Annotated in this window: 22 protein-coding genes and 1 tRNA gene; 14 read left to right on the top strand and 9 right to left on the bottom strand. The window is 71.0% G+C overall.

Annotation, left to right across the window (positions count from 1 at the left end; genetic code table 11):
• Positions 1 to 26: 26 nt before the first annotated feature.
• Together ACFCVM_RS01520 and ACFCVM_RS01515 are read left to right on the top strand one after the other, a co-directional pair.
• Entirely contained in the window at positions 27 to 842 is an 816-nt protein-coding gene (locus ACFCVM_RS01520; RefSeq protein WP_375833000.1) for a TrmH family RNA methyltransferase, read from the top strand.
• Positions 839 to 2,098 (top strand): D-alanyl-D-alanine carboxypeptidase family protein, encoded by a 1,260-nt coding sequence (locus ACFCVM_RS01515; protein ID WP_375832998.1) that lies wholly within the window; start codon positions 839 to 841, stop codon positions 2,096 to 2,098. Before ACFCVM_RS01520 ends, ACFCVM_RS01515 begins: the two co-directional genes overlap by 4 nt.
• Positions 2,099 to 2,125: 27 nt before the next feature.
• On the opposite strand, the gene ACFCVM_RS01510 is transcribed toward ACFCVM_RS01515, so the two are convergent.
• Entirely contained in the window at positions 2,126 to 2,911 is a 786-nt protein-coding gene (locus tag ACFCVM_RS01510; protein WP_375832996.1) for an SGNH/GDSL hydrolase family protein, read from the bottom strand.
• 65 nt (positions 2,912 to 2,976) lie between these two features.
• Here ACFCVM_RS01510 and ACFCVM_RS01505 point away from each other — a divergent pair, with 65 nt between their 5' ends.
• The 4 genes from ACFCVM_RS01505 (at position 2,977) to ACFCVM_RS01490 (ending at position 8,093) form a co-directional block, all read left to right on the top strand.
• Entirely contained in the window at positions 2,977 to 4,803 is a 1,827-nt protein-coding gene (locus ACFCVM_RS01505) for a DEAD/DEAH box helicase (RefSeq protein ID WP_375832994.1), read from the top strand.
• Between the two features lie 58 nt (positions 4,804 to 4,861).
• Positions 4,862 to 5,317: an RrF2 family transcriptional regulator gene (locus ACFCVM_RS01500; RefSeq protein ID WP_375832992.1), complete on the top strand. Its 456-nt coding sequence runs from the start codon at positions 4,862 to 4,864 to the stop codon at positions 5,315 to 5,317.
• An 84-nt stretch (positions 5,318 to 5,401) separates the two neighbouring features.
• Positions 5,402 to 6,574, top strand: a complete 1,173-nt coding sequence (locus ACFCVM_RS01495) for a globin domain-containing protein (protein ID WP_375832990.1) — start codon at positions 5,402 to 5,404, stop codon at positions 6,572 to 6,574.
• Positions 6,575 to 6,713: 139 nt separating this feature from the next.
• Positions 6,714 to 8,093 carry an MFS transporter gene (locus ACFCVM_RS01490; RefSeq protein ID WP_375832988.1) on the top strand — a complete coding sequence of 460 codons (1,380 nt, stop codon included), beginning with the start codon at positions 6,714 to 6,716 and terminating at the stop codon, positions 8,091 to 8,093.
• 38 nt (positions 8,094 to 8,131) lie between these two features.
• Here the strand turns inward: ACFCVM_RS01490 and ACFCVM_RS01485 are convergent, their stop codons facing one another.
• Positions 8,132 to 9,379: a trans-sulfuration enzyme family protein gene (locus ACFCVM_RS01485; RefSeq protein ID WP_375832986.1), complete on the bottom strand. Its 1,248-nt coding sequence runs from the start codon at positions 9,377 to 9,379 to the stop codon at positions 8,132 to 8,134.
• Between the two features lie 109 nt (positions 9,380 to 9,488).
• Between ACFCVM_RS01485 and ACFCVM_RS01480 the strand changes: the two genes are divergently transcribed.
• The 3 genes from ACFCVM_RS01480 to ACFCVM_RS01470 all read left to right on the top strand — a co-directional run bounded on the left by ACFCVM_RS01480 (position 9,489) and on the right by ACFCVM_RS01470 (position 11,977).
• Positions 9,489 to 9,965 (top strand): Lrp/AsnC family transcriptional regulator, encoded by a 477-nt coding sequence (locus tag ACFCVM_RS01480; RefSeq protein ID WP_375832984.1) that lies wholly within the window; start codon positions 9,489 to 9,491, stop codon positions 9,963 to 9,965.
• A gap of 157 nt (positions 9,966 to 10,122) precedes the next feature.
• A complete protein-coding gene (locus tag ACFCVM_RS01475; protein ID WP_375832982.1) occupies positions 10,123 to 11,217 on the top strand; it encodes a VIT1/CCC1 transporter family protein in 1,095 nt (364 codons plus the stop codon).
• Between the two features lie 7 nt (positions 11,218 to 11,224).
• A complete protein-coding gene (locus ACFCVM_RS01470) occupies positions 11,225 to 11,977 on the top strand; it encodes an SDR family oxidoreductase (RefSeq protein WP_375832980.1) in 753 nt (250 codons plus the stop codon).
• A gap of 23 nt (positions 11,978 to 12,000) precedes the next feature.
• On the opposite strand, the gene ACFCVM_RS01465 is transcribed toward ACFCVM_RS01470, so the two are convergent.
• From ACFCVM_RS01465 to ACFCVM_RS01440, 6 genes are all read right to left on the bottom strand, one after another.
• On the bottom strand, positions 12,001 to 12,879 hold the full coding sequence (locus ACFCVM_RS01465; protein ID WP_375832978.1) for a DUF3097 domain-containing protein: 879 nt from the start codon (positions 12,877 to 12,879) through the stop codon (positions 12,001 to 12,003).
• Between the two features lie 97 nt (positions 12,880 to 12,976).
• On the bottom strand, positions 12,977 to 14,155 hold the full coding sequence (locus ACFCVM_RS01460; RefSeq protein WP_375832976.1) for an MFS transporter: 1,179 nt from the start codon (positions 14,153 to 14,155) through the stop codon (positions 12,977 to 12,979).
• An 83-nt stretch (positions 14,156 to 14,238) separates the two neighbouring features.
• A complete protein-coding gene (locus tag ACFCVM_RS01455) occupies positions 14,239 to 17,673 on the bottom strand; it encodes an error-prone DNA polymerase (protein WP_375832974.1) in 3,435 nt (1,144 codons plus the stop codon).
• Positions 17,674 to 17,720: 47 nt separating this feature from the next.
• On the bottom strand, positions 17,721 to 19,301 hold the full coding sequence (locus ACFCVM_RS01450; protein ID WP_375832972.1) for a DNA polymerase Y family protein: 1,581 nt from the start codon (positions 19,299 to 19,301) through the stop codon (positions 17,721 to 17,723).
• Complete coding sequence (locus ACFCVM_RS01445; protein WP_375832970.1) at positions 19,301 to 20,035, bottom strand: hypothetical protein; 735 nt, start codon at positions 20,033 to 20,035, stop codon at positions 19,301 to 19,303. The genes ACFCVM_RS01450 and ACFCVM_RS01445 overlap by 1 nt, the downstream gene beginning before the upstream one ends.
• Before the next feature lie 201 nt (positions 20,036 to 20,236).
• Positions 20,237 to 20,320, bottom strand: a tRNA-Leu gene (locus ACFCVM_RS01440).
• Positions 20,321 to 20,433: 113 nt separating this feature from the next.
• Here ACFCVM_RS01440 and ACFCVM_RS01435 point away from each other — a divergent pair.
• Positions 20,434 to 21,759, top strand: coding sequence for a M20/M25/M40 family metallo-hydrolase (locus ACFCVM_RS01435; RefSeq protein ID WP_375832968.1), 1,326 nt, complete (start codon positions 20,434 to 20,436; stop codon positions 21,757 to 21,759).
• 40 nt (positions 21,760 to 21,799) lie between these two features.
• Positions 21,800 to 22,627, top strand: coding sequence for an undecaprenyl-diphosphate phosphatase (locus tag ACFCVM_RS01430; protein ID WP_375832966.1), 828 nt, complete (start codon positions 21,800 to 21,802; stop codon positions 22,625 to 22,627).
• Positions 22,628 to 22,705: 78 nt separating this feature from the next.
• Here ACFCVM_RS01430 and ACFCVM_RS01425 read toward each other — a convergent pair whose 3' ends face one another.
• A complete protein-coding gene (locus ACFCVM_RS01425; protein WP_375832964.1) occupies positions 22,706 to 23,620 on the bottom strand; it encodes a PAC2 family protein in 915 nt (304 codons plus the stop codon).
• Between the two features lie 76 nt (positions 23,621 to 23,696).
• On the opposite strand from ACFCVM_RS01425, the gene ACFCVM_RS01420 reads away from it, so the two are divergent.
• From ACFCVM_RS01420 to ACFCVM_RS01410, 3 genes are all read left to right on the top strand, one after another.
• Positions 23,697 to 24,371 carry an HAD family hydrolase gene (locus tag ACFCVM_RS01420; RefSeq protein ID WP_375832962.1) on the top strand — a complete coding sequence of 225 codons (675 nt, stop codon included), beginning with the start codon at positions 23,697 to 23,699 and terminating at the stop codon, positions 24,369 to 24,371.
• Positions 24,368 to 25,438, top strand: a complete 1,071-nt coding sequence (locus tag ACFCVM_RS01415; RefSeq protein WP_375832960.1) for a tRNA (adenine-N1)-methyltransferase — start codon at positions 24,368 to 24,370, stop codon at positions 25,436 to 25,438. Before ACFCVM_RS01420 ends, ACFCVM_RS01415 begins: the two co-directional genes overlap by 4 nt.
• 159 nt (positions 25,439 to 25,597) lie before the next feature.
• A complete protein-coding gene (locus ACFCVM_RS01410; protein WP_375832958.1) occupies positions 25,598 to 26,419 on the top strand; it encodes an FKBP-type peptidyl-prolyl cis-trans isomerase in 822 nt (273 codons plus the stop codon).
• The last annotated feature ends 41 nt before the right edge of the window (positions 26,420 to 26,460 follow it).

Raw genomic sequence — 26,460 nt, 5'->3', positions numbered from 1 at the left:
TGGCAGGCTGGAGGGTGAGGAGACCCATGCACATCGAACGAGTCCGCGACGCGGCATCCGATGCGGTGGCCGATTACGCCCGGCTCACCGACGTCGCGCTGCGCAGCGCCCACGAGCCCGAACAGGGTCTCTACATCGCCGAGTCCGCGAAGGTGATCCGCAGGGCGATCGCCGCGGGCCACCGACCCCGCTCGGTGCTCATGGAGGAGAAGTGGCTCGCGGGCCTCGAACCGGTGCTCGCGCCGTTCGACATCCCCGTGCACCTCGCCGACCCCGACCAGCTCGAGGCGATCACCGGGTACCGCGTGCATCGCGGGGCCCTCGCGGCGTTCGAACGTCCGGTGCTCGTCGACCCCGCCGAGCTCCTCGCCGGTGCCCGCCGCGTCGTCGTGCTCGAGGACATCGTCGACCACACGAACGTCGGTGCGATCTTCCGCAGCGTCGCAGCCCTGGGCGCCGATGCGGTGCTCGTGAGCCCGCGCTGCGCGGACCCGCTCTACCGACGGAGCGTGCGCGTGAGCATGGGCACCGTGTTCCAGGTGCCGTGGACCCGTCTGCCCGAGTGGCCCGAGGCCGCCGAACTGCTGCACGCCGCCGGCTTCACGATCGCGGCCCTCGCCCTGGCTGACGACGCGGTCTCGTTGCCCGAGCTCGCCGCCGATGCGCCCGAGCGTCTCGCGCTCGTGTTCGGCGCTGAGGGCGACGGGCTCAGCCGCATCGCGCTCGAGGCCGCGGATTCGGTCGTGACGATCCCGATGCGCCACGGAGTCGACTCCCTGAACGTCGCCGCGGCCGCCGCCGTCGTGCTGTACGCGGTCGCACTGCCCGAGGTGGCACCGTGACCGGCATCCATGTGGAGGAGTCGAAGGCGGCGAAGGCGCGGGTGTACCGCCGGCGCCGCATCGTGGTGTTCAGCGCCCTCGCGGTCGTCGTCGCGCTCGTCACGACGGGGGGCGTCTACACGGCGAGCACGCTGGGCGCGGCCGTGCCCGCCGCCGCCCCGCAGATCACCGACCCCGAGCCCGTCGCCGCGGCCGCGCAGCCGATCGCATTGCCCGGTTTCGGCAGCTACGCCGTCGGGGCGGTCGGGTTCGACGGACTCATGGCCATGGGCAACGAGTCGACGCCCATGGCGATGGCGAGCATCACGAAGGTCATCACCGCGCTCACGGTGCTCGCCGAGTACCCGATCGCGGCCGGCGAGAGCGGCCCCGACATCGAGTACACCGACGCCGACGTCGACATCTACTGGGACATGATCGCCCAGAACGGCTCGGTCGCCCCCGTCGAGGCGGGCGCGACCCTGAGCCTCAAGGAGAGCCTCGAGGCGCTCCTGATCCCATCGGGCAACAACTACGGCATCTCGATCGCCAACTGGGCGTTCGGCTCCGAGCAGGCGCTCGTCGAGAAGGCCAACGCATGGCTCGCCGCCAACGGCCTCGTGAATACGCACGTCGTCGACTCGAGCGGCATCTCCGACGACAACGTCGGCACCGCGACCGACATGGTGCTCCTCGGCGAGATCGCGTTGCGCGACCCCACGATCGCGGCCATCGTCGCGTCGAAGAGCGTCGAGATCCCCGAGATCGGCACCCTCGAGAACTCGAACAAGCTGCTCGGCACGCACGGCGTCGACGGCATGAAGACGGGGACGACCGACGACGCCGCGAATCTGCTCTTCACGGCCGACTACGCCGTCGGATCCTCGACGGTGACCGTCGTCGGGGTGCTGCTCGGGGGCGAGAGCCACTCCGTGCTCGACGAGGCCATCGCGGCGCTGCTCGATTCCGTCGCCCCGGGCTTCCACGAGGTCGCGCCGCTCGAGGCGAATCAGGTGTTCGCCGAGTACACGACGCCCTGGGGCGAGTCGGCGCGGGCCCGCGCCACCGAGGGCGCCACGCTCGTCGTCTGGAGCGACACGCCCGTCGACGTCGAGGTGCAGGTCGACCCGGTGACGCTCGCCGAACGCGGCGAACAGGTCGGCACCGCGATCGTGCGCGCCGGCTCGCAGGAGATCAGCGTGCCGCTCGTGCTCGATGCTGCGATCGAGGACCCGGGGGCGTGGTGGCGCCTCTCGAATCCGGGTGCGCTCGGCTGACCATCGCCCGTCGAGCGGTCTCGTGACCTATTCGGGCTGCGCGTACGGCGCGGCATCCGGTCGCTTGGCGCTGATGAGATCGCCCGACGACTGGTGGCGGATGCGGCGCACCACCCATGGCACGAGGTACTCGCGTGCCCAGGAGAGGTCTTCGACGCGCGCCTGACGCCAGGTGCTCGACGGAAGGGGTTCGGGTCGCAGCGGTTCGAGATCGTTCTCGACGTTCAGGGCGTCGAGCACCATGCGTGCGACGGTGTGATGGCCGAGCGAGTTCAGGTGCAGTCGGTCGGGCGCCCACATGCGCTGGTCCTGGATGGCGGTGAGCGCCCACTGGTCGGCGACGATGCAGTCGTACTTCGCGGCGATCGTGCGCAGGTTCTCGTTGTAGATCGCGACCTTGCCGCGGATACCTCGGAACACGGGGGAGAAGCCCACATCGACGCCCGTGAAGATGACGATGGTCGCGTGGTCGCGCGAGAGCCGCTCGATCGCGTACTCGAAGCGCGCCGCGATCTCGTCTGGGTCGGTGCGGGGCCGGATCACGTCGTTGCCGCCGGCCGAGATCGTGATGAGGTCGGGTCGCAGCGCGAGGGCGGGCTCGATCTGCTCGTCGATGATCTGCTGGATGAGCTTGCCGCGCACGGCGAGGTTCGCGTAGGCGAAGTCCTCGGTGCCCTGCGCCAGCTGTTCGGCGACACGATCGGCCCAGCCGCGGTGTCCGCCGGGGGCGTTCGGCTCGGGGTCGCCGATGCCTTCGGTGAAGGAGTCGCCGAGGGCGACGTAGCGCGACCAGGGATGCTGCTGCGAGACCATTCCTCCATCATGCCAACTCGATCCCGGTTCGGGGATGTCAGGTGCCTCCGCTACGCTCGGATCCAGTGAGTACCGCGATCCCTTTCGGCCCCCAACCGGGCACGTCGGCCGCCGAGCACCTCTCACCCTCGTTCCCCGAACGCGCTGCGTGGGGCACCGCCTCGAAGCTCCGGGCCTGGCAGGCCGAGGCGCTCGAGCAGTACCTCGCCGAGCTGCCGCGCGACTTCCTCGCCGCTGCGACACCGGGCGCCGGCAAGACGACGTTCGCCCTTCGGCTCGCGGCCGAACTGCGAGCCCGGCGCATCATCGACCGCATCACCGTGGTGGCGCCGACCGATCACCTGAAACGGCAGTGGGCGGATGCCGCGGCGCGCGCCGGGATCCGGCTCGACCCCGACTTCCGCAACGCCCACGGTCGCACCGCCCGCCACTACCACGGGGTCGCCGTCACCTACGCGCAGGTCGCGATGCGACCGGGCCTGCATCGAGAGGTGACGATGTCGGGCAAGACGCTCGTGATCCTCGACGAGGTGCATCACGGCGGCGACACGCTCTCGTGGGGCGATGCGATCCGCGAGGCCTTCGAACGCGCCGAGAAGCGGCTGTCGCTGACCGGCACGCCGTTCCGCTCCGACACCGCTCCGATTCCGTTCGTGGACTACGTTCCCGACGCCCAGGGCGTACGCCTCTCGAGGTCCGACTACAACTACGGCTACGGGCGCGCCCTCGCCGACGGCGTCGTGCGCCCGGTGCTCTTCATGGTCTACGCCGGCCACATGCGCTGGCGCACCAAGGCCGGCGACGAGATGGAGGCGAAGCTCGGCGAGGACAACACCAAGGACATCACCTCGTCGGCGTGGCGCACGGCGCTCGAACCGAGCGGCGAGTGGATCCCCGCGGTGCTCGCCGCCGCCGACCGACGCCTCACCGAGGTGCGGCACGGCATCCCCGACGCCGGCGGGCTCGTCATCGCGACCGATCAGACCGTCGCTCGTGCCTACGCGCAGATCCTCGAGCAGATCAGCGGCGAGAAGGTGACGGTCGTGCTCTCCGACGAGAAGGAGGCGAGCTCGCGCATCGAGGAGTTCTCGGCGAACACGAGCCGATGGATGGTCGCGGTGCGCATGGTGTCCGAAGGGGTCGACGTGCCGCGGCTCGCGGTCGGCGTGTACGCCACGAGCGCCTCGACACCGCTCTTCTTCGCCCAGGCCATCGGTCGCTTCGTGCGGGCGCGGCGGCGCGGCGAGACGGCCTCGGTGTTCCTGCCCAACGTGCCCGGCCTCATGGCACTCGCCTCGCAGCTCGAACTCGAGCGCGATCACGCGCTCGATCGCCGTGGGGGCGACGACGACGATGACGGCCTCGACGACAGCCTGCTCGAATCGGCCAACCGCGAGGAGCGCGCCTCCGAAGAGGAGATGGGGCTCGGCACGTGGGAGGCGCTCGGCTCGGATGCCTCGTTCGATCGCGTGCTGTTCGACGGCACCGAGTTCGGCACTCTCGCCGAGCCCGGCAGCGACGAGGAGTACGACTTCATCGGCATCCCCGGCATCCTCGAGCCCGAGCAGGTCTCCGAGCTGCTCAGGCACCGCCAGGCCCGTCAGGCCCGCCGTGCGGGGGAGCGGCGCAAACACGCCGTGGCCGTCGAACGCGACGGTGAAGAGGGATCCGGAGCCTCGGCGGAGCCCGTGGCGTTGTTCCGCACGCTCAAGGAGCAGCGCTCGCTGCTGAACAGCATCGTCGGTCTGTATGCGAGGCAGTCAGGGCAATCGCATTCGCTCGTGCACGCCGAGCTGCGGCGGGCGTGCGGCGGGCCCGAGGTCGCGCAGGCGACCGTGACCCAGTTGCAGTCGCGCATCGAGCTCGTGCGACGACGCCTGTCGGGGCGCTGATGGATGCGACTCGGGGCGCCGTCGGGAGCGTGGCGGGCATGCCCGGCAAGATGGCCGAGTGAGGATCAACGGGTTCGCCGACGTCTGCCTCCGCACGCTCATGCTGCTCGGAGCGCAGGCGGGTGAACGGCTCACGAGCCGCGAGATCTCCGAGCGCATCGGGGTGCCCTACAACCACGTGAGCAAGGCGGTGCTCGAGCTGCGGCGGCGCGGCGCGCTCGACGTCGCCCGTGGTCGCACGGGCGGGGCCAGCATCACCGACGCGGGTCTGTCGCTCAGCGTGGGCGCACTGCTGCGCTCGCTCGACGGTCATCAGGATCCGGTGGAATGCATCACGAGCGACGGCACGAGCTGCCCGCTGATCGCCGGCTGTCGTCTTCGATCGGCGCTCCACGTCGCCCGCGAGGCGTTCTACGCGACGCTCGACGGGTTGACGGTCGAGGCACTGAACTCGAGGCCCTCGCACGTGTCGCTGCCGTTGCCGGGGCACCGCGGGGCATCCGTCGAGGGCTGATTTGCACCCGCTTTTCTACAAGGTGTAGAAATATCTCGGAATCTGGCATACCCGAATGCCGGATATGAAGTTCCGAGGAGAACCATGCTTTCCGAGAAGTCCCGCCCCGTGATCGAAGCGACACTGCCCGTGATCGGCGAGCGGATCGGCGAGATCACGCCGAAGTTCTACCGCCGCCTGTTCGCCGCGCACCCCGAACTTCTCGACGGTACGTTCAGCCGTGCGAACCAGGGCAACGGCACGCAACAGCAGGCGCTCGCGGGGAGCATCGCGGCCTTCGCCACGCACCTCCTCGCCAACCCCGAGACGCTTCCCGAGGCCGTGCTCTCGCGCATCGCCCACAAGCACGCTGCGCTCGGAATCCCCGAATCGGGCTACCCGATCGTCTACGAGCACCTCTTCGCCGCCATCGCGGAAGACCTCGGCGAGGCCGTCACCCCCGAGGTCGCCGAGGCGTGGACCGAGGTCTACTGGCTCATGGCCGACGCCCTCATCAAGATCGAGCGCGGCCTCTACGCGCGGCAGGCGAACGAGGTGATGTGGGCCGAGTGGCGCGTCACCGCGAAGGACGCCGCCGGCGCGGGCTCCGTCACCTTCCGCCTCGAGCCCGCCGACGCCACCGCAGTCACCGCGGCCACGCCCGGTCAGTACGTCTCGGTGCGGGTGCGGCTCGCGGATGGGCTCCGCCAAGCGCGCCAGTACTCGCTCTCCGACGCGGTCGAATCCTTGACCGAGCGCGTATTCACGACCAAGCTCGACGAGAGCGGCGAGGTCTCGCCGTTCCTGCACGGACACGTGAACGTCGGCGATGTCGTGGAGCTCTCGAATCCCTACGGCGACATCGAACTCGACGAGACGGATGCCCCGATCGTGCTCGCGACCGCGGGCATCGGCTGCACGCCGAGCGCGTCCATCCTGCGGTCGCTCGCGAACCAGGCGTCCGGCCGCCGGGTGCTCGTGCTGCACGCCGAGCGAAGCGCCGAGAACTGGGCGCTCGAGGCCCAGATGCGCGAGGCCGTCGCCGCGCTTCCGAATGCCGAGCTGCGACTCTGGCTCGAGGAGCCGACCGCCGAGGCGGGCGCGTTCCACGGCTTCATGAGCCTCGACGGCGTCGACCTGCCGACCGGTGCGAAGCTCTACCTGTGCGGCCCCCTGCCGTTCATGCGGTCGATCCGCTCGCAGGCGATCTCCGCCGGCGTTCCCGCCACCGACATCCACTACGAGGTCTTCGGACCCGACGTCTGGCTCGCCGCCTAGGCGATCGGCGGGTGACGGGCGTCGGCGGTTCGCACCGCCGGCGCCCTTCCGCACGCGCGCCACGGCGCTCGAGCCGGATGCAGCAGGGCCGCCGCAACCGAGACGGCCGAGGTGACCGGGGCGGGTCTAGCATGACCGTATGGACCGTCGTTCGCGGGTGCTCGTCGTCGCCATCGTCGTCTCCTTCATCGCGTTCCTCGACGGTGCGGTCATCAATGTCGCGCTGCCCGCGATCGAGGCGGAGCTCGGCGGCGGCCTCGCGCTCCAGCAGTGGGCGGTCGACGCCTATCTCCTGACGCTCGGCTCGCTCATCCTGCTCGCCGGGTCGCTGTCCGACTCGTACGGGCGACTGCGGATCATCCGCATCGGGCTCTACGGCTTCGCCGCCACGTCGGTGCTCTGCGCCATGGCGCCCGACGGACTGGTCTTCGTCATCGGCCGAGCGTTGCAGGGCGCTGCCGGCGCCCTCCTCGTGCCGAGTTCGCTCGCGCTCATCATCGCGACGTTCCCCGCCGCAGCGCAGGGCAAGGCGATCGGGCGGTGGACGGCGTGGACGACGGTCGCGTTCCTCGTCGGGCCGCTGCTCGGCGGTGTGCTCGTCGACCTCGTCTCGTGGCGGCTCGTGTTCTGGATCAACCTGCTGCCGATCGCCTTCTCGCTCGTGTTCATGCACGCGCTCGGCCGCGACACCGCGAACCCGGCGAAGGAGCGCATCGACTGGCCCGGGGCGGCGCTCGGCGTCGTCGGCCTCGGCGGCACGGTCTTCGCGCTCATCGAGCAGGGCCGGTTCGGCTGGTCGTCTCCGGTGGTCTACGTACCGCTCGTCGTCGGCCTCGCCGCGCTCGTCGTGTTCGTGTGGTGGGAGCACCGCACACCGCAGCCGATGCTGCCGCTCAGCCTCTTCCGCGCACGAAACTTCGCGGTGGGCAACCTCTCGACGCTCTTCATCTACGCCGCGTTCTCGCTCGGCCCGTTCGCGATCACGATCTTCCTGCAGGAGTACGCAGGCTTCTCGGCGACGCTCGCGGGTCTCGCGACCCTGCCGCCGACGATCATGATCGTCTTCCTCGGCTCGTGGTTCGGCAGCCTCTCGTCGCGATTCGGTCCTCGCATCTTCATGACCCTCGGCCCCCTCACGGTCGCGATCGGGTACCTGCTCACCCTCACGGTCACGACCGAGGTCTCGTACTGGACCCAGCTGCTGCCGGGCATCATCGTGATGGGGCTCGGCATGGCGATGACCGTCGCGCCGCTCACGGCGGCGATCCTCGGCGCGGTCGATCCGGCACGCGCCGGCATCGGATCGGCCGTCAACAATGCCGTCGCTCGCATCGCCGGTCTCGTCGCGATCGCTTCGATCGGCGTCATCGTCGGCACCCAGCTCGATGTCACGGGGTTCCACCGCGCCGCGATCGCGACCGCGGCCTTCCTCGTGGTCGGCGGCATCGTGTCGTGGATCGGCATCAGGAATCCCGTGCACGCCGCCACGACGCCGGCGCCCGAGCCGGCGCGCGACTGAGCCGGGACTCGCTCAGCGCACGCCGGAACGGGGGTCGCTCAGCGCACGTCCAGCGGTTCCCGGTCGGCGGTGGTGTCGCCGGTGACCGCATCGTCGAGTCCGCCGAGTTCCGCAGCCTTGTCGAGCGCCGCCATGAGGTCGTCGGTGAGGTCGTCGACGTGCTCGAGGCCGATCGCGAGTCGCACGATGCCCGCTCCGGGCTTCGCCTCGCCTGCGACGGGCCGGTGGGTCAGCGACGCGGGATGCTGCACCAGCGAGTCGACGCCGCCGAGCGACACGGCGTGCGTCACGAGCTCGCAGGACTCGGTGAATCTCGCTGCGGCGTCGTATCCGCCGACGAGTTCGAGCGCGATGATCGATCCCGGTCCCTCCATCTGGCGGCCGATGAGGCCCGAGGGGTCCTGACCGGGCAGTCCGGGGTAGTGCACGCTCGCGACGGCGGGGTGGCTGAGCAGGCGCTCGGCAAGCACGGCCGCCGTCGCCTGCTGCGCGCGGACTCGGAGCGGGAGCGTTCGGAGCCCGCGATGCAGGAGGTAGGCGCCCATCGGGTGCAGCAGGCCGCCGGTGAGCGCGCGGACCTGTCGCAGCCGCTCGACCCAGGCCCCGTCGGCGGCCACGACGCCCCCCATGACATCGCCATGGCCGCCGAGGTACTTGGTCGCGCTGTGCAGCACGAGCGTCGCGCCGTGCTCGACCGGGCGCTGCAGCACGGGAGTCGCGAAGGTGTTGTCGACGAGCACCGGCACGTCGCCCGCGGCATCCGACACCGCCCTGATGTCGAGGAGTTCGAGTGTCGGGTTCGCGGGCGTCTCGATGACGACGAGGCCGGTGTCGGGGCGGAGGGCGCTCGCGATGCCCGACGCATCCGTCCAGGTGACCTCTGTACCGAGCAGGCCGCTCGCGAGCACGTGGTCGGTGCCGCCGTAGAGCGGTCGCACCGCGACGATGTGGGGGCGTCCGGCGGACGCCGTGGCGATGAGGGCGGCGGCGAGTGCCGCCATGCCGCTCGCGAATGCGACGGCGCCCTCGGTGCCCTCGAGTCCGGCGAGCGACTCCTCGAATCGTGCGACGCCCGGCTGCCAGAGCCGCTGGTACACCGCCGACCGGCCTTCGCCGAGGTCGTGGCCCGTCGCGAGCTCCTCGTAGGAGGCGCCTCCGGTCTCGACGTCGCCGAGCGGGTTCGTGGTGGAGAAGTCGATCACTGGCACGTGGGATCCGCTCTCTCGAACGCCCGTCATTCCGCCGTGGACGGCGCGGGTCTCGAGGTGCGACGACGATGTCTGCATGGCTCGAATCAAGCAGAATCTGTGACATTCAGCAAACGAGCGTGAAGGTTCGATGCGATACGATCGAAATCTCGAATGTTCTGCTATTTCGACCCCTGAGGAGACCACCGTGGCGCAGAAGCCGGAACTCGACCGCGTCGACCGTGCACTGCTCCAGGCGCTGTCGACCAACGCTCGTGCGTCGGGTGCCGCCCTCGCCGCCGAGGTCGGGGTCGCCGAGTCCACCGTATCGCTCCGGCTCCGACGGCTGCAGAGCCTCGGCACCGTGCGCGGCTACCGCGTCGACGTCGACCTCGCCTCGCTCGGCGTCTCGCTGCAGGCGCTCATCGCGATCCGTCTCGTCAAGCACGACCGCAGCGAGATCGACGCGTTCCGCCAGGCCGTGCCGCACCTGCCCGGCGTGATCGGCGTCTTCCACATGGCCGGCGCCGAGGACTACCTGATCCACGTCGCGGCGCGCGACGCGGAAGAGCTGCGGGAGTTCGTGCTCGCCTACCTGACGGGCCACCCCGCCGTCGCCCACACCGAGACGAACCTGATCTTCGAGCACGCCGACGGCGACGGCTGGAACAAGCTCGTCGGCTGACGGTTCGGCGATCCGAAAACCTGCCAATCCGGGCGAATCCGGCGATCGCGCCGACCCCGCCCGATAGCGTGGCTGAGGCCGTTCGAACGGCCGCATGCGATGGCGCGGGACGAGCTCGGTCGCAGGCAACCCGGCGCCCGCGATGGACGGGAGCACGATGAACGACGTACAGCCGGCGGGCACCTCCGCCGACCGGGCGAGATGGCGGCGCTACCTCGCCGACGAACGGGCGGAAGCCGCCGTCTACCGTGAGCTCGCAGCGCGACGCGACGGCGAGGAGCGCGACATCCTGCTCGCGCTGGCCGCCGCCGAGGGGCGCCACGAGGCACACTGGCTCGCGCTGCTCGGCGGCGACGACAGCGGCGTGCCCCGAGCCGACGTGCGCACGCGCATGCTCGGAACCCTCGCGCGCCGATTCGGCTCGATCTTCGTGCTCGCGCTCGCGCAGCGCGCAGAGGCGCGATCGCCGTACGCGAGCGACCCCGATGCCACCGCTGCCATGGCCGCCGACGAACGCATCCACGGCGAAGTGGTGCGCGGGCTCGCCTCGCGCGGCCGCCGACGCCTCGCCGGCACCTTCCGCGCCGCGGTGTTCGGCGCCAACGACGGACTCGTCTCGAACCTCGCGCTCGTGCTCGGCATCGGTGCTACCGGAGTGCCCGCCGCGGTCGTGCTCTTCACCGGCATCGCGGGGCTGCTCGCCGGCGCGCTGTCGATGGGGGCAGGGGAGTACGTCTCGGTGCGATCGCAGCGTGAGCTGCTGGAGGCATCCGCCCCCGACCCCTCTGCGCGCGAGGCGCTGCCCGACCTCGACATCGGCGCCAACGAACTCGCACTCGTCTACCGGGCGCGTGGCATGGAGGAGCAGGAGGCCGTCGACCACGCAGCACTCGTCGTCGCACGCGTGCACGCCGCCGAACAGGTGCAGGCGCCGACCGACGCGCTCAGTGTCGTCGAGCACGACGACGAGGCCGTCGGCACCGGCCTCTCGGCCGCGATCTCGAGCTTCTGCTTCTTCGCGTCGGGCGCGCTCATCCCAGTGCTGCCGTACCTGTTCGGCATGACGGGGCTCCCGGCGATCCTGACGGCGACGGTGCTCGTGGGCATCGCCCTGCTCGCGACCGGCGCGATCGTCGGCCTGCTCTCCGGAGCCTCCCCGCTGAAGCGCGCCCTGCGCCAGCTCGGCATCGGCATCGGGGCCGCGGCGGTCACCTACGTCCTCGGCCTCGCCTTCGGCACCACGATCGCCTAGGAGCACGATGACCCGACCCGTCGCACTGCTCACCGGCGCCGGCCGCAGCAACGGCATCGCCTGGGCGATCGCCACCACCCTCGCCGCCGACGGCTGGGATGTCGCGTTCAGCCACTTCGGCGACTACGACCGTCGGATGCCGCTGGGCGGCGACCCCGATCGGGATCCCGCGGCCCTCGCCGCCGAACTCCGCGCGCTCGGTGCCCGCGCGATCGCCCTCGACGCCGACCTCGCCGACCCGTCGGTGCAGGGCAGGCTCGTGGCCGAGGCATCCGCTGAGCTCGGACCGATCAGCGCACTCGTGCTCTCGCATGCCGAGAGCGTCGACTCCGGCATCCTCGACACGACGATCGAGAGCTTCGACCGGCACTTCACGGTCAACACGCGTGCATCGTGGCTGCTGCTGCAGGCCTTCGCCGCGCAGGTGCCGGCAGCGGGCGGCCGGGTCGTCGCGCTCACGAGCGACCACGTCGTCGGCAACGTGCCCTACGGAGCGAGCAAGGGCGCCCTCGATCGCATCGTCATCGCTGCTGCCCGCGAGCTCGCGCCGCTCGGCATCACCGCGAACCTCGTGAACCCGGGGCCCGTCGACACCGGCTGGATGGACGACGAGACCCGCGCGGCGCTCACGGCGGCGCAGCCGAGTGGCAGGCTCGGCACGCCCGACGACGCGGCCCGCCTCGTGCGCTTCCTCGTCTCCGACGATGCCCGCTGGGTCACGGGCCAGCTGATCATGAGCGACGGCGGCATCTCGATCTGATCCGTGCCGACCGGCCGCCGTCGTCAGCCGGCGGGTGCGGTCACGAAGTCGATGAGCTCCTCGACCCGGCCGAGCAGCGCCGGTTCGAGGTCGCCGTAGCCGCGCACCCGGCCGAGGATGTGCTGCCAGGCCCGCGCGATGTCGGCCTGCTCGTCGTGCGGCCAGCCGAACGCGTCGCAGACGCCGTGCTTCCACTCGATGCCCCGCGGAATGACGGGCCACGCCTCCTTGCCGAGGCGAGCCGGCTTCACGCCCTGCCAGATGTCGATGAACGGATGTCCGACGACGAGCACGTTCGCCCCGTGCGGGCCGTGCATGACGGCATCCGCGATGCGCTGCTCCTTCGAGCCGGGCACGAGGTGGTCGACGAGCACGCCGGCCTTGCGCCCCGGCCCTGGGCGGAACTCGGCGAGCACGTCGGCCAGCACGTCGACACCCTCGAGGTACTCGACGACGACGCCCTCGATGCGGAGGTCGGAGCCCCAGACCTTCTCGACGAGCTCGGCGTCGTGGCGCCCCTCGACGAAGATGCGGCTGGGCAGGGCGACGCGGGCGGGCGCGGACTCCACGGCGAACGAACCCGATGCCGTGCGCAGTCGCCCTGCCGGTGCCTTCGGCTTCGGGGCGACCAGCTGCACCGCCTCGCCGTCGACGAGGAAGCCGTGACCGAGCGGGAACATGCGCTTGGCGCCGAAGCGGTCCTCGAGCACGACGATGTTCTTCTCGATGCCGATCACGGCGCCGCAGAACCCGTTCTCGGCGAGCTCGACGACGAGGTCGCGTTCGGCCTCGACCGTCGGGATCACCTTTCGCCCGCGCGCTTTCCAGTCGCCGGCGAGCACGTCGCCGCCGTACCGGTCGTGGGGGTCGGCGGAGAGGGATCCAGGGGGCGTTGCAGGCACCGGTCGAGGCTAGCGGATGCCGCGGGGGGAGCTCGGCGTCGACACACGGCGTCGCTGCGAACCGGGCTTCGGCCCGTCGAGCGAATCGGCGACGACGTCAGGATGATTCCACTCGAACCGACTCGGCTCCGCGACGCCGGAGGGCGAGCGTCCAGAACGCCCCGGCGACGGCGACGACCGCTCCGACGCCGAACGCCCACGGGATTCCGACCGCGTCGGCGACGAGCCCTAGCGCGATCGGTCCGATCCCGAGTCCCAGGTCGATCGCCGCACTCGCGGTACCGGATGCCACGCCGCGCTGCGTTGGCGACGCCGTCGCGAAGATCGCCGCGAAGAACGCCGGAGTACTGAACGCGACCCCGACCGCCACGACTCCCGCGCCCGCGATGAGTCCTGTCGGCGACGGCCACGAGGCCACGAGGACGAGACCGAGACCGATCGTGACGAGCGCCGCCGCACCGAGTGCGAGCGGTGGCAGCCGATCAGGGACCCGTGCGAAGGCGATGCGGCACACCACCACGACGCCGCCGTAGCTGAACAACGCGAGACTCGGGTTCTCGAGACCCACCTGCACGGCGTGGAGGGAGGCGAAGGCCAGGAAGCCGCCCATCGCGACGAGCGAGGCGAGGAAGCCGAGCGCGATCGGCAGGGCGGGACGATGGATCAGCCGACGGTCGGATTCTGCGGGCGCAGCGCCCTCCCTGGTCTCGCCCACGAGCAGCGAGAGCCCGGCCGCGAGCCCGGCGAGCGCTGCGCCGCCCGCCCACGCGAACGGGTAGCCGCCGAACGAGACGAGTGCCTGCCCGAGCGGCGGTCCGAGCGCGATGCCGAGGTAGAGTCCGAGCGAGTTGTACGACAGCGCCTCGCCGAGGCGTTCCTCGGGCGCGAGGTCGGCGAGTGCGGCGAACCCCGCCACGAAGAATGCCGCCTCTGCGACACCCGCGAGGAGTCGCAGGGCGATGACCGTGACCAGGTCGTCGGCCAGGGCGATCAGCCCGAGGCTCATCGCAGCGATCAGCGCGCCGCCCACGAGCAGCGGGAGTCGCCCGAGGACGTCCGCGAGCCGGCCGGCGAGCGGCCGCAAGATGAGCGCCGTCAGAGCGAAAGCGCCGAATGCCAACCCCGCCCATGCCTCGTCGCCGCCGATCGGGCCGGTGACGTAGAGCGGAAGCGCGAAGATCGCGATGCCTGCGGCCGTGAAGTAGCAGAGCTCCGCGATCCCCAACGCGATGAATGCGCGGGAGAACAGTCGCTTCCGTGCCGGCCGGCGGGTCATCTGCCGCTGCCTCGCGTCGAATCTCGTGGATCGCGTCTGTCCACGACCTCAGGGTATTCCTGCCGGGGCCCGTGTCGACGGGATCAGCGGAAGTCGCGTGATCGGTGCGGTGCCGACACGGTGAGGGGCTCGAATCGATCGGCGACGAGATTGGTGACGCCCTCCTGCGAGCGCTCGAGCATGCCGCGCACGATCATCGCCGGCGCCTCGCGGGCGATGCGGCGGTAGCGGTTCCACACACCGACGCCCGCGATGACGTTCAGCGTGCCCGACTCGTCTTCGAGGTTGAGGAAGGTGATGCCGCTCGCCGTCGCAGGTCGCTGCCGGTGCGTGACGACCCCGCCCACCTCGATGCGCCGGCCCGACTCCGCCTGCTGCAGCAGGTCGATGCGCACCACCCCGCGCTCGTCGAGCCGCTCGCGCACGTGCCGGATCGGGTGATCGTCGGGCGAGATGCCCGTCGCCCAGAGGTCGTAGACGACCTGCTCGGCCGGGCTCAGCATCGGCAGCAGCGGCGGCTGCACGACGACCACGGAGCCAGCAAGGTACTCCTCGCGGTCGAGGGCGGCTTCGCCCGCCATCCAGAGCGCCTCGCGCCGCTCGAGCCCGAAGCCGTCGAACGCGCCCGCCGCGGCGAGCGCCTCGAGCTGCGCAGCATCGAGCGCTCCTCGCCGCGACACGTCGGCCATGTCCCGGTATGGTCCGCGGGCCTCGCGTTCGGCGACGAGCCGTTCGGCGACGGTCTGGCCGATCGAGGAGACGTCGGCGAGGCCGAGTCTCACCGCGAACGCGCCGTCGCGGCGGTGCTCCGCCCCGCGGTCGGGCGTGCGGCGATCGAAGCCTCCGACCGGAGCCTGCACGGGCTCGGCGCACGCGTCGAGACCAGTGGGCGCGCGGCATCCGTCATCGGGGCCCGCGACCGCACCGTCTGCGGCCTCGAGCCCCGCGTGCACCCCCGAGCGCAGGATGTCGGGGCGCAGCACCTCCACCCCGTGGCGGCGTGCGTCGGCGGTGAGCGTCTGGGGCGAGTAGAAGCCCATGGGCTGGGCGCGGAGCAGCGCCGCGAGGAACGCCGCCGGGTAGTGCAGCTTCAGCCACGAGCTCGCGTACACGAGCAGCCCGAAGCTCAGGGCGTGGCTCTCGGCGAAGCCGAAGTTCGCGAAGGCCTCGATCTTCTCGTAGATCGAGTCGGCGACCTCGCCCTCGATGCCGTTCTGGGCCATGCCGGCGTAGAGCTTCGCCTTCAGCCGCTCGATCTTCTCGACGCCGCGCTTGGAACCCATGGCCCGCCGCAGCAGGTCGGCGTCGGCGGCGCTGCAGTTGCCGACCGCGACCGCCATCTGCATGAGCTGTTCCTGGAAGAGCGGCACGCCGAGCGTGCGCTCGAGCACGGGCTCGAGCTTCGGGTGCAGGTAGCTGACGGCCTCTTCGCCGGTGCGCCGCCTGATGTACGGATGCACCGCGCCGCCCTGCACCGGACCCGGGCGGATGAGCGCGATCTCGACGACGAGATCGTAGAAGCATCGGGGCTTCAGGCGGGGGAGCGTGCCCATCTGCGCTCGGCTCTCGACCTGGAACACGCCGATCGAGTCGGCGCGGCAGAGCATGTCGTAGACCGCCCCCTCTTCCTTCGGCAGGCTCGCGAGCTCCCACACCTCGCCCGTCGACTCCCGAATGAGGTCGAAGGTGTACTGCAGCGCCGCGAGCATGCCGAGGCCGAGCAGGTCGAACTTCACGAGGCCCATCCACGCGCAGTCGTCCTTGTCCCACTGCACCACGGTGCGATTCTCTTTGCGGGCGTGCTCGATCGGCACGACCTCGCCGACGGGACGGTCGGTGAGCACCATGCCGCCCGAGTGGATGCCGAGATGGCGCGGGAAGGTGAGCACCTGCCCGGCGAGGTCGACGACCGCGTCGGGGATGTCGTGGTCGTCGGTCTCGACCACGGCGCCCCAGCGCTCGACCTGCCGCGACCACGCATCCTGCTGGCCCGTGGAGTACCCGAGCGCCTTCGCCATGTCGCGCACCGCGGCCTTCGGCCGGTAGCTGATCACGTTCGCCACCTGCGCCGCGTTCTGCCGGCCGTACTTCGCGTAGACGTACTGGATGATCTCCTCGCGACGGTCGGAGTCGAAGTCGACGTCGATGTCGGGCTCCTCGTCGCGGAGCGCGGAGAGGAACCGCTCGAAGGGCAGTCGGTATCCGATCGAGTCGACCGCGGTGATGCGCAGCGCATAGCAGACCGCCGAGTTGGCAGCCGAGCCGCGACCCTGGCAGAGGATGCCGCGGCGACGAGCCTCGGCCACGATGTCGTGCACGATGAGGAAGTAGCCCGAGAAGTCCTTCAGCTCGATGACGTCGAGCTCTCGTTCGAGTCGCTCGCGCACGTGCTGCGGCACGCCGGGGTAGAGCTCTTCGGCGCCGCGCCAGACGAGCACCCGCAGCCAGCTCATGGGCGTGTGCCCCGCCGGCACCTCTTGCTTCGGCAGCTTCGGGCGGGCGCTGCGCAGGGTGAAGGCGAGGTCGTCTGCGAGTGTCACCGAGCGCGCGACGGCGCCGGGGTAGCGGGCGAACCGGGCGGCCATCTCGGCGCCGCTGCGCAGGTGCAGTTGATCGGAGGCGGGCAGCCACCCGTCGAGCTCGTCGAGGCTGCGGCGGGCTCGCACCGCGGCGAGGGCGGCCGCGAGGCGATGCTCGGGCGGCGTCGCGTAGTGCACGGCGTTCGTCGCGAGGAGCGGAAGGCCCGCCCGCTCGGCGAGGCCGGCGAGGGCGTCGTTCGCCTCCTGGTCGAAGGGATGCCCGTGGTCGAAGAGCTCGACGACGACGTTGTCGCGCCCGAAGAGCGCGGTGAGGCGATCGAGCTCGCGCGCGGCCGCAGGCGCCCCGCCCTCGGCGAGCGCGCGGCGCACGGCGCCCTTGCGGCATCCGGTCGGCACGACCCACTCACCGCCCGCCCGCTCGGCGAGCTCTTCGAGCGAGTACACCGGTCGCCCCTTCTCGCCGCCCGCGAGCTGGGCGTCGGTGATCGCACCTGCGAGTCGGTGGTAACCGGCCTCACGTCGTGCGAGCACGAGCAGGTGCTCGCCCTCGGGGTCGGCGAAGCCGTTCTGCGGCCCCTGCAGCCCGAGCGAGAGCTCGGCGCCGAAGACCGTCTGCAACTCGGGAAAGCTCTCGGCGGCCTCGGCGAAGTGCACGATGCCGTAGAAGCCGTCGTGGTCGGTCATGGCGAGCCCGCTGAGCCCGAGGCGCTGCGCCTCCTCGACGAGCTGCTCTGGCGAGGACGCACCGTCGAGGAAGCTGAAGTTCGAGTGCGCGTGCAGCTCTGCGTAGGGCACGACCGGCCCGGTCGGGGCTGCGAGTCCCTCCGAGGGGCGATACGGATGGCGTTTGCGGCTCCACGCCGGCGAGTCGCCGCCGTCGCCGATGGTCTTCGGCGCGCCGGGCGCGCCGGGTCGGCGCTCGTCGGAGAGCTTGCGCTCGAGCTCCGACCACGGAATACCCGGATTGTTCCACCCCATCGGTCACCGCCCCCTTTCCACCCGTTCACTCCAGATCGTCGTCGGGCTCAGTCGTACCTCGCCTCGGCCCACCAGCCCTCGTCATCTCGCACGAGGAGCCAGGCGCAGCCGTCGTCGTCGACGATCTGGAAGCGGTGCACGCGCCGCGCGTGCTCGGCGTCCCACCAGCGTTCGACGACGGGCCAGGGGCCGGCCCAGGCCCGCACGGGTGCGGGTTCGGCGCCGGCGAGCGCGAATCGCTCGGGCTTGGCCGAGATCACTCCGCGGGCGTCGATCCCGACGACGGCGCCCCCGCCGTCGAGCAGCCCGATCGGCAGCCGTTCACGGAACACGCTCGCCGGGGCGAGCGCGGGCAGGCTGCCGGGCCACGGCGCACCCGCGCTGCCGTGTTCGGGTGCCCGGTCGCCCCAGGGAACGAGCACCTGCCGGTCGGCGAGCATGCGACCGCCGCCGATCGCCGCCGTGACGACCGCGTCATGGCCGAGCATGCTCTGCACGCGGGTGAGCCCGTGGTGCACGCGCTCGTCGGGCCCGCCGCCCCAGAGCCCCTCTTCGTGGTTGCCGGTCGAGTCGATGCGCTCGGGCACGACGCGAAGGCGCACGATCGGGCGGGTGAGCGCGCTGTCGGCGGTGCCGGCGCCCTGCAGCTGCCAGCGCACACGGTCGACGACGTCGGCGGGGGTGAACCAGCGCGGGTGCAGCCAGCTGCGGCTGGAGTGCCCGCCGGCCTCGTCGTCGATCTCGACGCGGATGCCGGTGCACACGAGTCGTTTCGCCCGCATGCGGTCGATGAACTCGTCGGCTTGCAGCCGGAAGGCGAAGGCGAGCTGGTCGATGCGGTCGAGCGGCGGCTCGAACTCCTGCGCGACCTCGAACTCGGGCGGCGGGGTGCGTGCGAGCACCCGGGCCTGCTCACGCCCGGCGGCACGATCGTGCGCGAAGGCTCCGGCAGCGCCGAACCTGCGACGCACGTCGGCCGCGGGCAGGGCGGCGAACTCGCCGAGGGTGCGCACCCCGAGGCGGTTCAGCAGTGTGCCGATGCGGGCGTCGACGACGAGACGCACCGGCAGCGGCGCGATGAAGGCAGCGGATGCCCCGGGCGGGACGATGCCCACGGGCGGCTCGCCTGCGGCTCCCGTGGCACCCGCTGCCCGTGCCGCCTGCTCGGCCGCGAACGGCCCGTCGGCGACTCCCACCCGTGCGCTTGCCACGTCGAGTGCGGCGACCGTGTCGAGCAGTGCCCGCGCCGCGGCCATTTCACTGCCGTAGTAGCGCGCGGGGCCGCGGGCCCGCATGGCGAGCGTGCCGGGGCGGATGAGCTGCACCCCGGGCACCGTCTCTTCGACCCGCCGAACGATCGGCTCGAAGACGCGCACGTCGAGCGAGGCGTCGTAGTCGAGGAGGGTGAGCCCGGGGGAGCGGTACTGCGCCTCGCGGAGCTTCAGGCCCCGCACCACGCCGTCTCGACGCGCTGCGGCCGAGCAGGCGAAGATCTGCCCGCCCTCGGTGAGGGCGACGGGTGCATCGGGATCGAGCCCCGACTCACGGCAGGCGGCGAACACGGGCCAGTCGGGGCACCAGAGCACGATCGTGCGGGTGGGGTCGGAATGCACGAGGTCGACCGGCATCAGACGGCCCGCCGAACGTATTCGTCGAGGCGAACCGGCTCGCCCAGCGGCACCGGTGCGCCCTGAGGAGCCTGCTCGGCGGCAGCGACCCGGAACTCGAGGGAGCGGCCCGGCAGCTGAAGCCGGGAACGGCCACGACGCCCGAACTCACCGCGACCGCCGGCCGAGACGACGACGTCGCGGTCGCTGAGATGCCCGTGCCCGAGCTCGAGCCCGTGCCACCGGCTCGTCTCGACGCCGAGGCTCGCGTCGCTGCCCGGCCACTGGCCGGCGACGAGCAGCACGGTGCCGCGCTGCCGGAGCCTGGCCGTCAACCGCGACGCCTCGGCGGAGGAGACCCGGCCGACCGGCCGAACGGCGACCACGGGGATGACGTCGGCGAGCGCCGCGACCACGGCGAGCCACTGCCGCCCGGGGTCGGGCACGAGCGCGAGCCGCTCGAGGTCGATGCCGAACCGCGAGGCCGCCTCGACGCCGAACTCGGGCATGCCCGCGACCGCGACCCAGCGGCCGCTCGCCGAGGGGCCGGCGAGCAGCGCCATGAGCAGGGTCGTCGACCCCTCGACCGAGACGACCGTGCCTTCGCGAAGGCTGCCGCCGGGCAGCACCTGTTCGAAGGCCGGATGCGTGGGCACCGTCTTCGAATCGAGCCGCGTCGCCTGCATGCCCCTGATGCGCGCCTGCAGCTCCTCGACGCGCGACGGCACCTCTGCCGGGGCGAGGGGAGCGGTCATGGTCACCATCACAGTTTCGAACACATGTTCGAATACGGCAAGTCGGCAGTGCCGACCGTCCAGAACGTCGGACGACCTGGCGGCAGACATCCGATGAGAGCAGGAAAACGTGAAAAGAAAATTCCACCGGTTCCGGAAACATGGCCGAGAAATGCGAAAAGGCCGGATCAGAAAACTGATCCGGCCTTCTCGACACAAGCGTGCGCGAGGGGGGACTTGAACCCCCACGCCCGTTAGGGCACTAGCACCTCAAGCTAGCGCGTCTGCCATTTCCGCCACCCGCGCTCGTGTCAGGCCGTTCCGATCACTCGGTGGCCCGAGAGAAGACATTAGCACGGTTTCAGAGGTGCCTTCGACCACGGTGGCCAACCACGGATGCCCCGGCTACCGTGAAGGGCATGGCCCCGTCTCCCACTGGCACTCCTTCCGACGCAGAACTCGACGAGACGGCGATCGTCGCACGCGACCTGATCCGCTTCGACACCTCGAACTACGGCGAGGGCCGGGCCAACGGCGAGCGCGAGGCCGCCGAGTACGTCGAGGCGCGCCTGGCCGCGCTCGGGCTCGCGCCGCAGCTCTTCGAACCCGAACCGCGCCGCACGAGCGTCGTGGCACGCGTGCCCGGCCGTGACTCGTCGAAGCCGGCCCTCGTCGTGCACGGGCACCTCGACGTCGTGCCCGCCGACGCCCGCAACTGGAGCGTCGACCCCTTCGCGGGCGAGGTGCGCGACGGCATGCTGTGGGGCCGCGGAGCGGTCGACATGAAGGACATGGACGCGATGATGCTGACCGCCCTCGGCGACATCATCGGCTCGGGTTCGCAGCCCGCCCGCGACCTCGTCTTCGCCTTCTTCGCCGACGAGGAGGCCGGGGGAGGCGCGGGCTCCGGCTGGCTCGTCGACCACCACCCCGAGCTCTTCGACGGCGCCACCGAGGCGATCAGCGAGGTCGGCGGGTACTCGATCTCGGTCGGCGGCCGCCGCGCCTACCTGCTGCAGACCGGCGAGAAGTCACTGCTCTGGGTGCGTCTCGTCGCGAAGGGCACCGCCGCCCATGGTTCGCGGCTCATCCGCGACAACGCCATCACGAAGCTCGCAGAGGCGATCGCGACGCTCGGCCGCACCGAGTGGCCGGTGCGACTCACCGACACCACCCGCGAGCTGCTCGGCGAGATCGCGGGCGTGCTCGGCGTCGACCCCGAGCAGGTTTCGCCCGACGAGCTCGCACTCGCCACGGGCTCTGCGTCGGGGTTCATCACGGCGACCCTCCGCACGACGACGAACCCGACGCTCCTCACTGCCGGCTACAAGCACAACGTCATCCCCGATCGCGCCGAAGCGCTCGTCGACATCCGCACCCTGCCCGGCGAGGAGGAGGCGGTGCTCGCCGAGGTGCGTGCGCTCGTCGGCGACGAGGTCGAGGTCGAGATCGTGCACCGCGACGTCGGGCTCGAGGCCGCGACATCCGGCGCCCTCGTCGACGCCGTCAAGCACACGCTCGGGGTGCACGATCCCGGCGCCCCCGTCTTCCCGTACCTGCTCTCGGGCGGCACCGACAACAAGGCGCTCAGCCGGCTCGGCATCGCAGGGTACGGCTTCGCTCCACTGAAGCTGCCAGAAGGCTTGGACTTCCCGGCGATGTTCCACGGTGTGGACGAGCGGGTGCCGCTCGACGCATTAGTCTTCGGTAGGCAGGTCCTGCGCGACCTCCTCCTCGACTACTGACCGAACTCAGTCCTCCTGCTTCCGCGGAGGCGGAAGGCGGATGCACCACGTGATCGAAGCGCTCATCCTCGGCCTCGTCCAGGGCCTCACCGAGTTCTTGCCGATCTCCTCGAGCGCTCATCTGCGCATCCTGGGGGAGTTCCTGCCCGGCGCTCAAGACCCCGGCGCCGCGTTCACCGCGATCACGCAGCTCGGCACCGAGGCCGCGGTCGTGGTGTTCTTCTGGCGCGACATCGTGCGCATCGTCTCGCACTGGTTCGGGTCGTTCACCGGGCGGGTGCCCCGCAACGATCCCGACGCGCGCATGGGCTGGCTCATCATCATCGGCTCCGTGCCGATCGTCGTGCTCGGTCTCGTGTTCCAAGACCAGATCGAGACGAGCCTGCGCTCGCTCTGGATCGTCGCGACGATGCTCATCGTCTTCGGCCTGATCCTCGGCCTCGCCGACTGGGCGGGTGCCAAGCGCCGAAAGCTCGAGGACCTCACGGTGCCGCACGGCATCTTCTTCGGCCTCGCGCAGTCGCTCGCGCTGATCCCGGGCGTCTCCCGCTCGGGCGGCACGATCACGATGGGGCTCTTCCTCGGCTACGAGCGGGCGGCGGCAGCGCGCTACGCCTTCCTGCTCGCGATTCCGGCCGTCTTCGGCAGCGGGTTCTTCCAGCTCGTGAAGAGCCTCGACGAGCCCAGCGTGTACAGCCCGATCGAGACGGCGGCGGCGACGCTCGTCGCCTTCGTCGTCGCGCTGCTCGTGATCGCGTTCTTCATGAGCTACATCTCGAAGCGCAGCTTCCTGCCGTTCGTGATCTACCGGGTGCTGCTCGGCACGACGATCTTCGTGCTCCTCGGCACGGGAGTGCTCAGCGCCTGATCGATCGGCGCCAACGAGCGGATGCCGCGTGGCGGCAGCGACCCGCTGCGGTGCGTGCGATCAGCGACGTTCGTGCGGTCAGCGCGGCCCGTCGCCGCGGCCGTCGGCGCGGCCACCGGGCTCTTCGCCGCGACGGCGGAGGTAGCGCTCGAACTCCTGCGCGATGGCCTCGCCGCTCGCCTCGGGCGCATCGACCGCGTCGCGCGCCTGCTCGAGCTGGGTGATGTAGCCCGCCATCTCGTCGTCATCGGCGGCGAGGGCGTCGACGCCCGCCTCCCAGGCCTTCGCGTCGACCTCGAGGCTGCCGCGGGGGATGGAGAGCCCGGTGAGCTCCTCGACCTTGCCGAGGAGGGCGAGCACCGCCTTCGGCGACGGGGCGTTGTGCACGTAGTGCGGCACCGAGGCCCAGAGCGAGACGGTCGGGATGCCGACGCGTTCGGCCTGGTCGGCGATGACGCTGAGGATCCCGACGGGGCCCTCGTACGTCGAGCGCTCGACGCCGAGCGCCGACCGCACCTCGGGGTTCTCGCTCGAGGCGAAGACCGAGAGCGGTCTCGTGTGCGGCGCATCGGCGAGCATCGCGCCGAGCAGCACGATGCCCTCGATATCGGCGGCCAGGGCGGCGTCGACGAGCTCGGCGGCGAATCCCTTCCAGCTGCGGGCGGGCTCCGCACCGAGCAGCACGTGCAGCGCTTCGGCGCCGGGCCCGGTCACCCGGTCGTCGTCATCGTCGGATGCCGGCAGGCCGCCGGGGCCCATGATCGCCGCGCCCGGCCATTCGAGGCGTCGCGCGCCGTCGTCGCCGAGCACGATCGTGGGCCGCGTGAACTGGTAGTCGAAGTAGAGCTCGGGGTCGACCGCGGCGATCTCGACGAGGCCGAGGCGCTCGACGAGCAGCTTGGCCGCCCCGGTCGCCGCCTCTCCGGCGTCGTTCCATCCTTCGAATGCGACGACGAGCAGCCTTCCGCCCTCGAAACCGGCCGGCTGATTCACTCCTGGTGCCCCGCTTCCCGCCCCGGATCTCCGGGTTCACCTCCACAATAGGCCGTGCCCCGTAGACTTGACGGTTGTGACCACTCGCCTCCCCGCCGCAGTCCTCTGGGACATGGACGGCACCCTTGTCGACACCGAGCAGTACTGGATGGCCGCCGAGACGGAGCTGATGGAGTCCTTCAGCCTTCCGTGGAGCCACGACGACGCCCTCGAGCTCGTCGGCAGCGGCCTCTGGGAGGCGGCGACGTTCTTCCAGGAGAAGGGCGTCGAGCTCGACGCCGACACGATCGTCAGCCGGCTGACCGAGCGCGTGCGCGAACAGCTCGAGGCCCACGGCGTTCCGTGGCGGCCGGGCGCGCGCGAACTGCTGCAGTCGCTGCGCGAGGCATCCGTGCCCACCGCCCTCGTGACCATGTCGATCCGCTCGATGGCCGACGACATCGTCGCCGCCATCCCGTTCGAGGCGTTCGACGTCATCGTCTCGGGCGACAGCGTCGACAACGCCAAGCCGCACCCCGAGCCCTACCTGACCGCCGCGGCCGAGCTCGGCGTCGACATCGCCGACTGCATCGCCATCGAGGACTCGCCCACGGGGCTCGCCTCGGCGCACGCGTCGGGCGCCATCGCCGTCGCCGTACCGAACTTCATCCCGCTCGACGGTCTTCCCGCCGCCGCGCTCTGGCCGACGCTCGACGGCACGACCGTCGACGACGTCGCGGCGCTCCTGACGACTCGCGAGGTCACGGCATGATCGAGAGCAGAGGCGAGCAGAGCGGTCCGTTCCGGGTCGGCGACCGCGTGCAGCTGACCGGTCCGAAGGGGCGGCTCCACACGATCACGCTCCAGCCGGGCGCGCACTTCCACTCGCACAAGGGCCTGCTCGCGCACGACGACCTGATCGGCCGTCCCGACGGATCGGTCGTCGCCAACCAGGCGGGCGTCGAGTACCTCGCGCTGCGTCCGCTGCTCACCGACTTCGTCATGTCGATGCCGCGTGGTGCCGCGATCGTCTACCCCAAGGACGCCGCGCAGATCCTCGCGCAGGCCGACATCTTCCCGGGTGCCCGCGTGGTCGAGGCCGGTGTCGGTTCCGGCGCGCTCTCGCTCTGGCTCCTCCGCGCGATCGGCTCGGCCGGCCACCTCTACTCCTTCGAGCGACGCGACGACTTCGCGAGTGTGGCGCGCTCCAACGTCGCCACCTTCCACGGCGCCGACCCCGAGAACTGGTCGATCACGCTGGGCGACCTGGCCGAGGTGCTGCCCGAGACGGTCGACGAGGCATCCGTCGACCGCGTCGTGCTCGACATGCTCGCGCCGTGGGAGTGCCTCGAATCGGTCTCCGCCGCACTGAAGCCCGGCGGCGTGCTGCTCTGCTACATCGCCACCGCGACCCAGCTCTCGCGCGTCGCCGAGGCGATCCGCGCCACGGGGGAGTACACCGAGCCGCAGTCCTCCGAGACGATGGTGCGCGGCTGGCATGTGCAGGGTCTCGCGGTGCGTCCCGACCACCGCATGATCGCGCACACCGGCTTCCTCATCACGGCCCGACGCCTCGCGCCCGACACGATCCTGCCCGAGCTGAAGCGTCGCCCGTCGAAGACGGAGTTCAGCGACGAAGACGTCGAGGCCTGGACCCCCGGCGCGCTCGGCGAGCGCAACGTGAGCGACAAGAGCCTGCGCAAGCGCGTCAGGCAGGCGGATGCCGCGGCCACCCGCTCGCGTGCGGGCGACGAGTCCGCCGTTGCCGATGCGTCCGATGTCGCCGAGGCATCCGACCTCGAATCGCCCGAGACGAACCCCGCCGGTCAGGGCGGGTAGGCTTTCATCGCCCCTCACCGATCACCCAAGAATCGAGGATCAGTGCGCTCGTCATTCGCGCTCATCGCCACGGCCGGCATCATCGCCCTGACCCTGTCGGGGTGCGCTTCGGCGCCCGCCCCCGAGGCCGGGTCCGGTGATTCCTCGAACGCGGTCACGGTGACGGGCGACTTCGGTGAGAAGCCCAAGGTGCGGTTCCCAACGCCGCTGGCCCCCGAAGAGACGCAGTGCACCGAGATCATCGCCGGAGACGGCGAGCGCCTTCAAGAGGGTCAGGTCGTACTGCTCGGCGCCTCGATCTTCAATGGCACAACCGGTGAATTGGTGCAGTCCATCGGCTATGACGATGATCCAGCGTCGCTTCCGATCGGCGGCAACACTTTGATCGCGTTCACCAAGGGACTGAGTTGCGCCCGCGAGGGATCGCGAGTTGTCGTGGTTGCGCCGTCCGAGGAGGCTATCAAGCCCGCCGACAACCCCAGCGGCACCGAGGGGGGCGACAGTCTCGTAGCCGTCTTCGATGTGCAGCGTGCCTTCCCCGCCCGCGCCGACGGCGCGGTACGCCTCAGCCGTGACGGTTTCCCGGCCGTCGTGCTCGCACCCGACGGCCGCCCCGGCATCACGGTGCCGAATGCCGATCCGTTCGAGACCACCGAGGTCGAGGTCCTGAAAGAGGGATCTGGCCAGGTCGTCGAATCTGGCGACACAGTCGTCGTGCACTACACGGGCGTGACTTGGGCGGAGAGCGACATGCTGGAAGACTCCACCTGGCCGAAGGGATCCCCGACCATCGTGACCGTCACCGACGGTGAAGGCGGCCAGATGCCCGCGGGCTTCTCGGAAGCGGTCATCGGACAGAAGGTCGGCTCGCAGGTCGCAGTCGTCGTGCCGCCGAGTGCCGGCTTCGGCGACCAGGGGAACGCCACGGTCCCTCCGGGTGCCACCCTGTTCTACGTGATCGACATCCTGGGCGTGATCTGAGCCCGTCGAGGCGGCCCTCGCCGTCACCGCGGTTCAGTAAG

It is taken from the genome of Agromyces sp. NPDC056389, assembly GCF_042262385.1.
GTDB lineage: Bacteria > Actinomycetota > Actinomycetes > Actinomycetales > Microbacteriaceae > Agromyces.
This window is presented reverse-complemented; position numbering and strand designations above follow the sequence as displayed.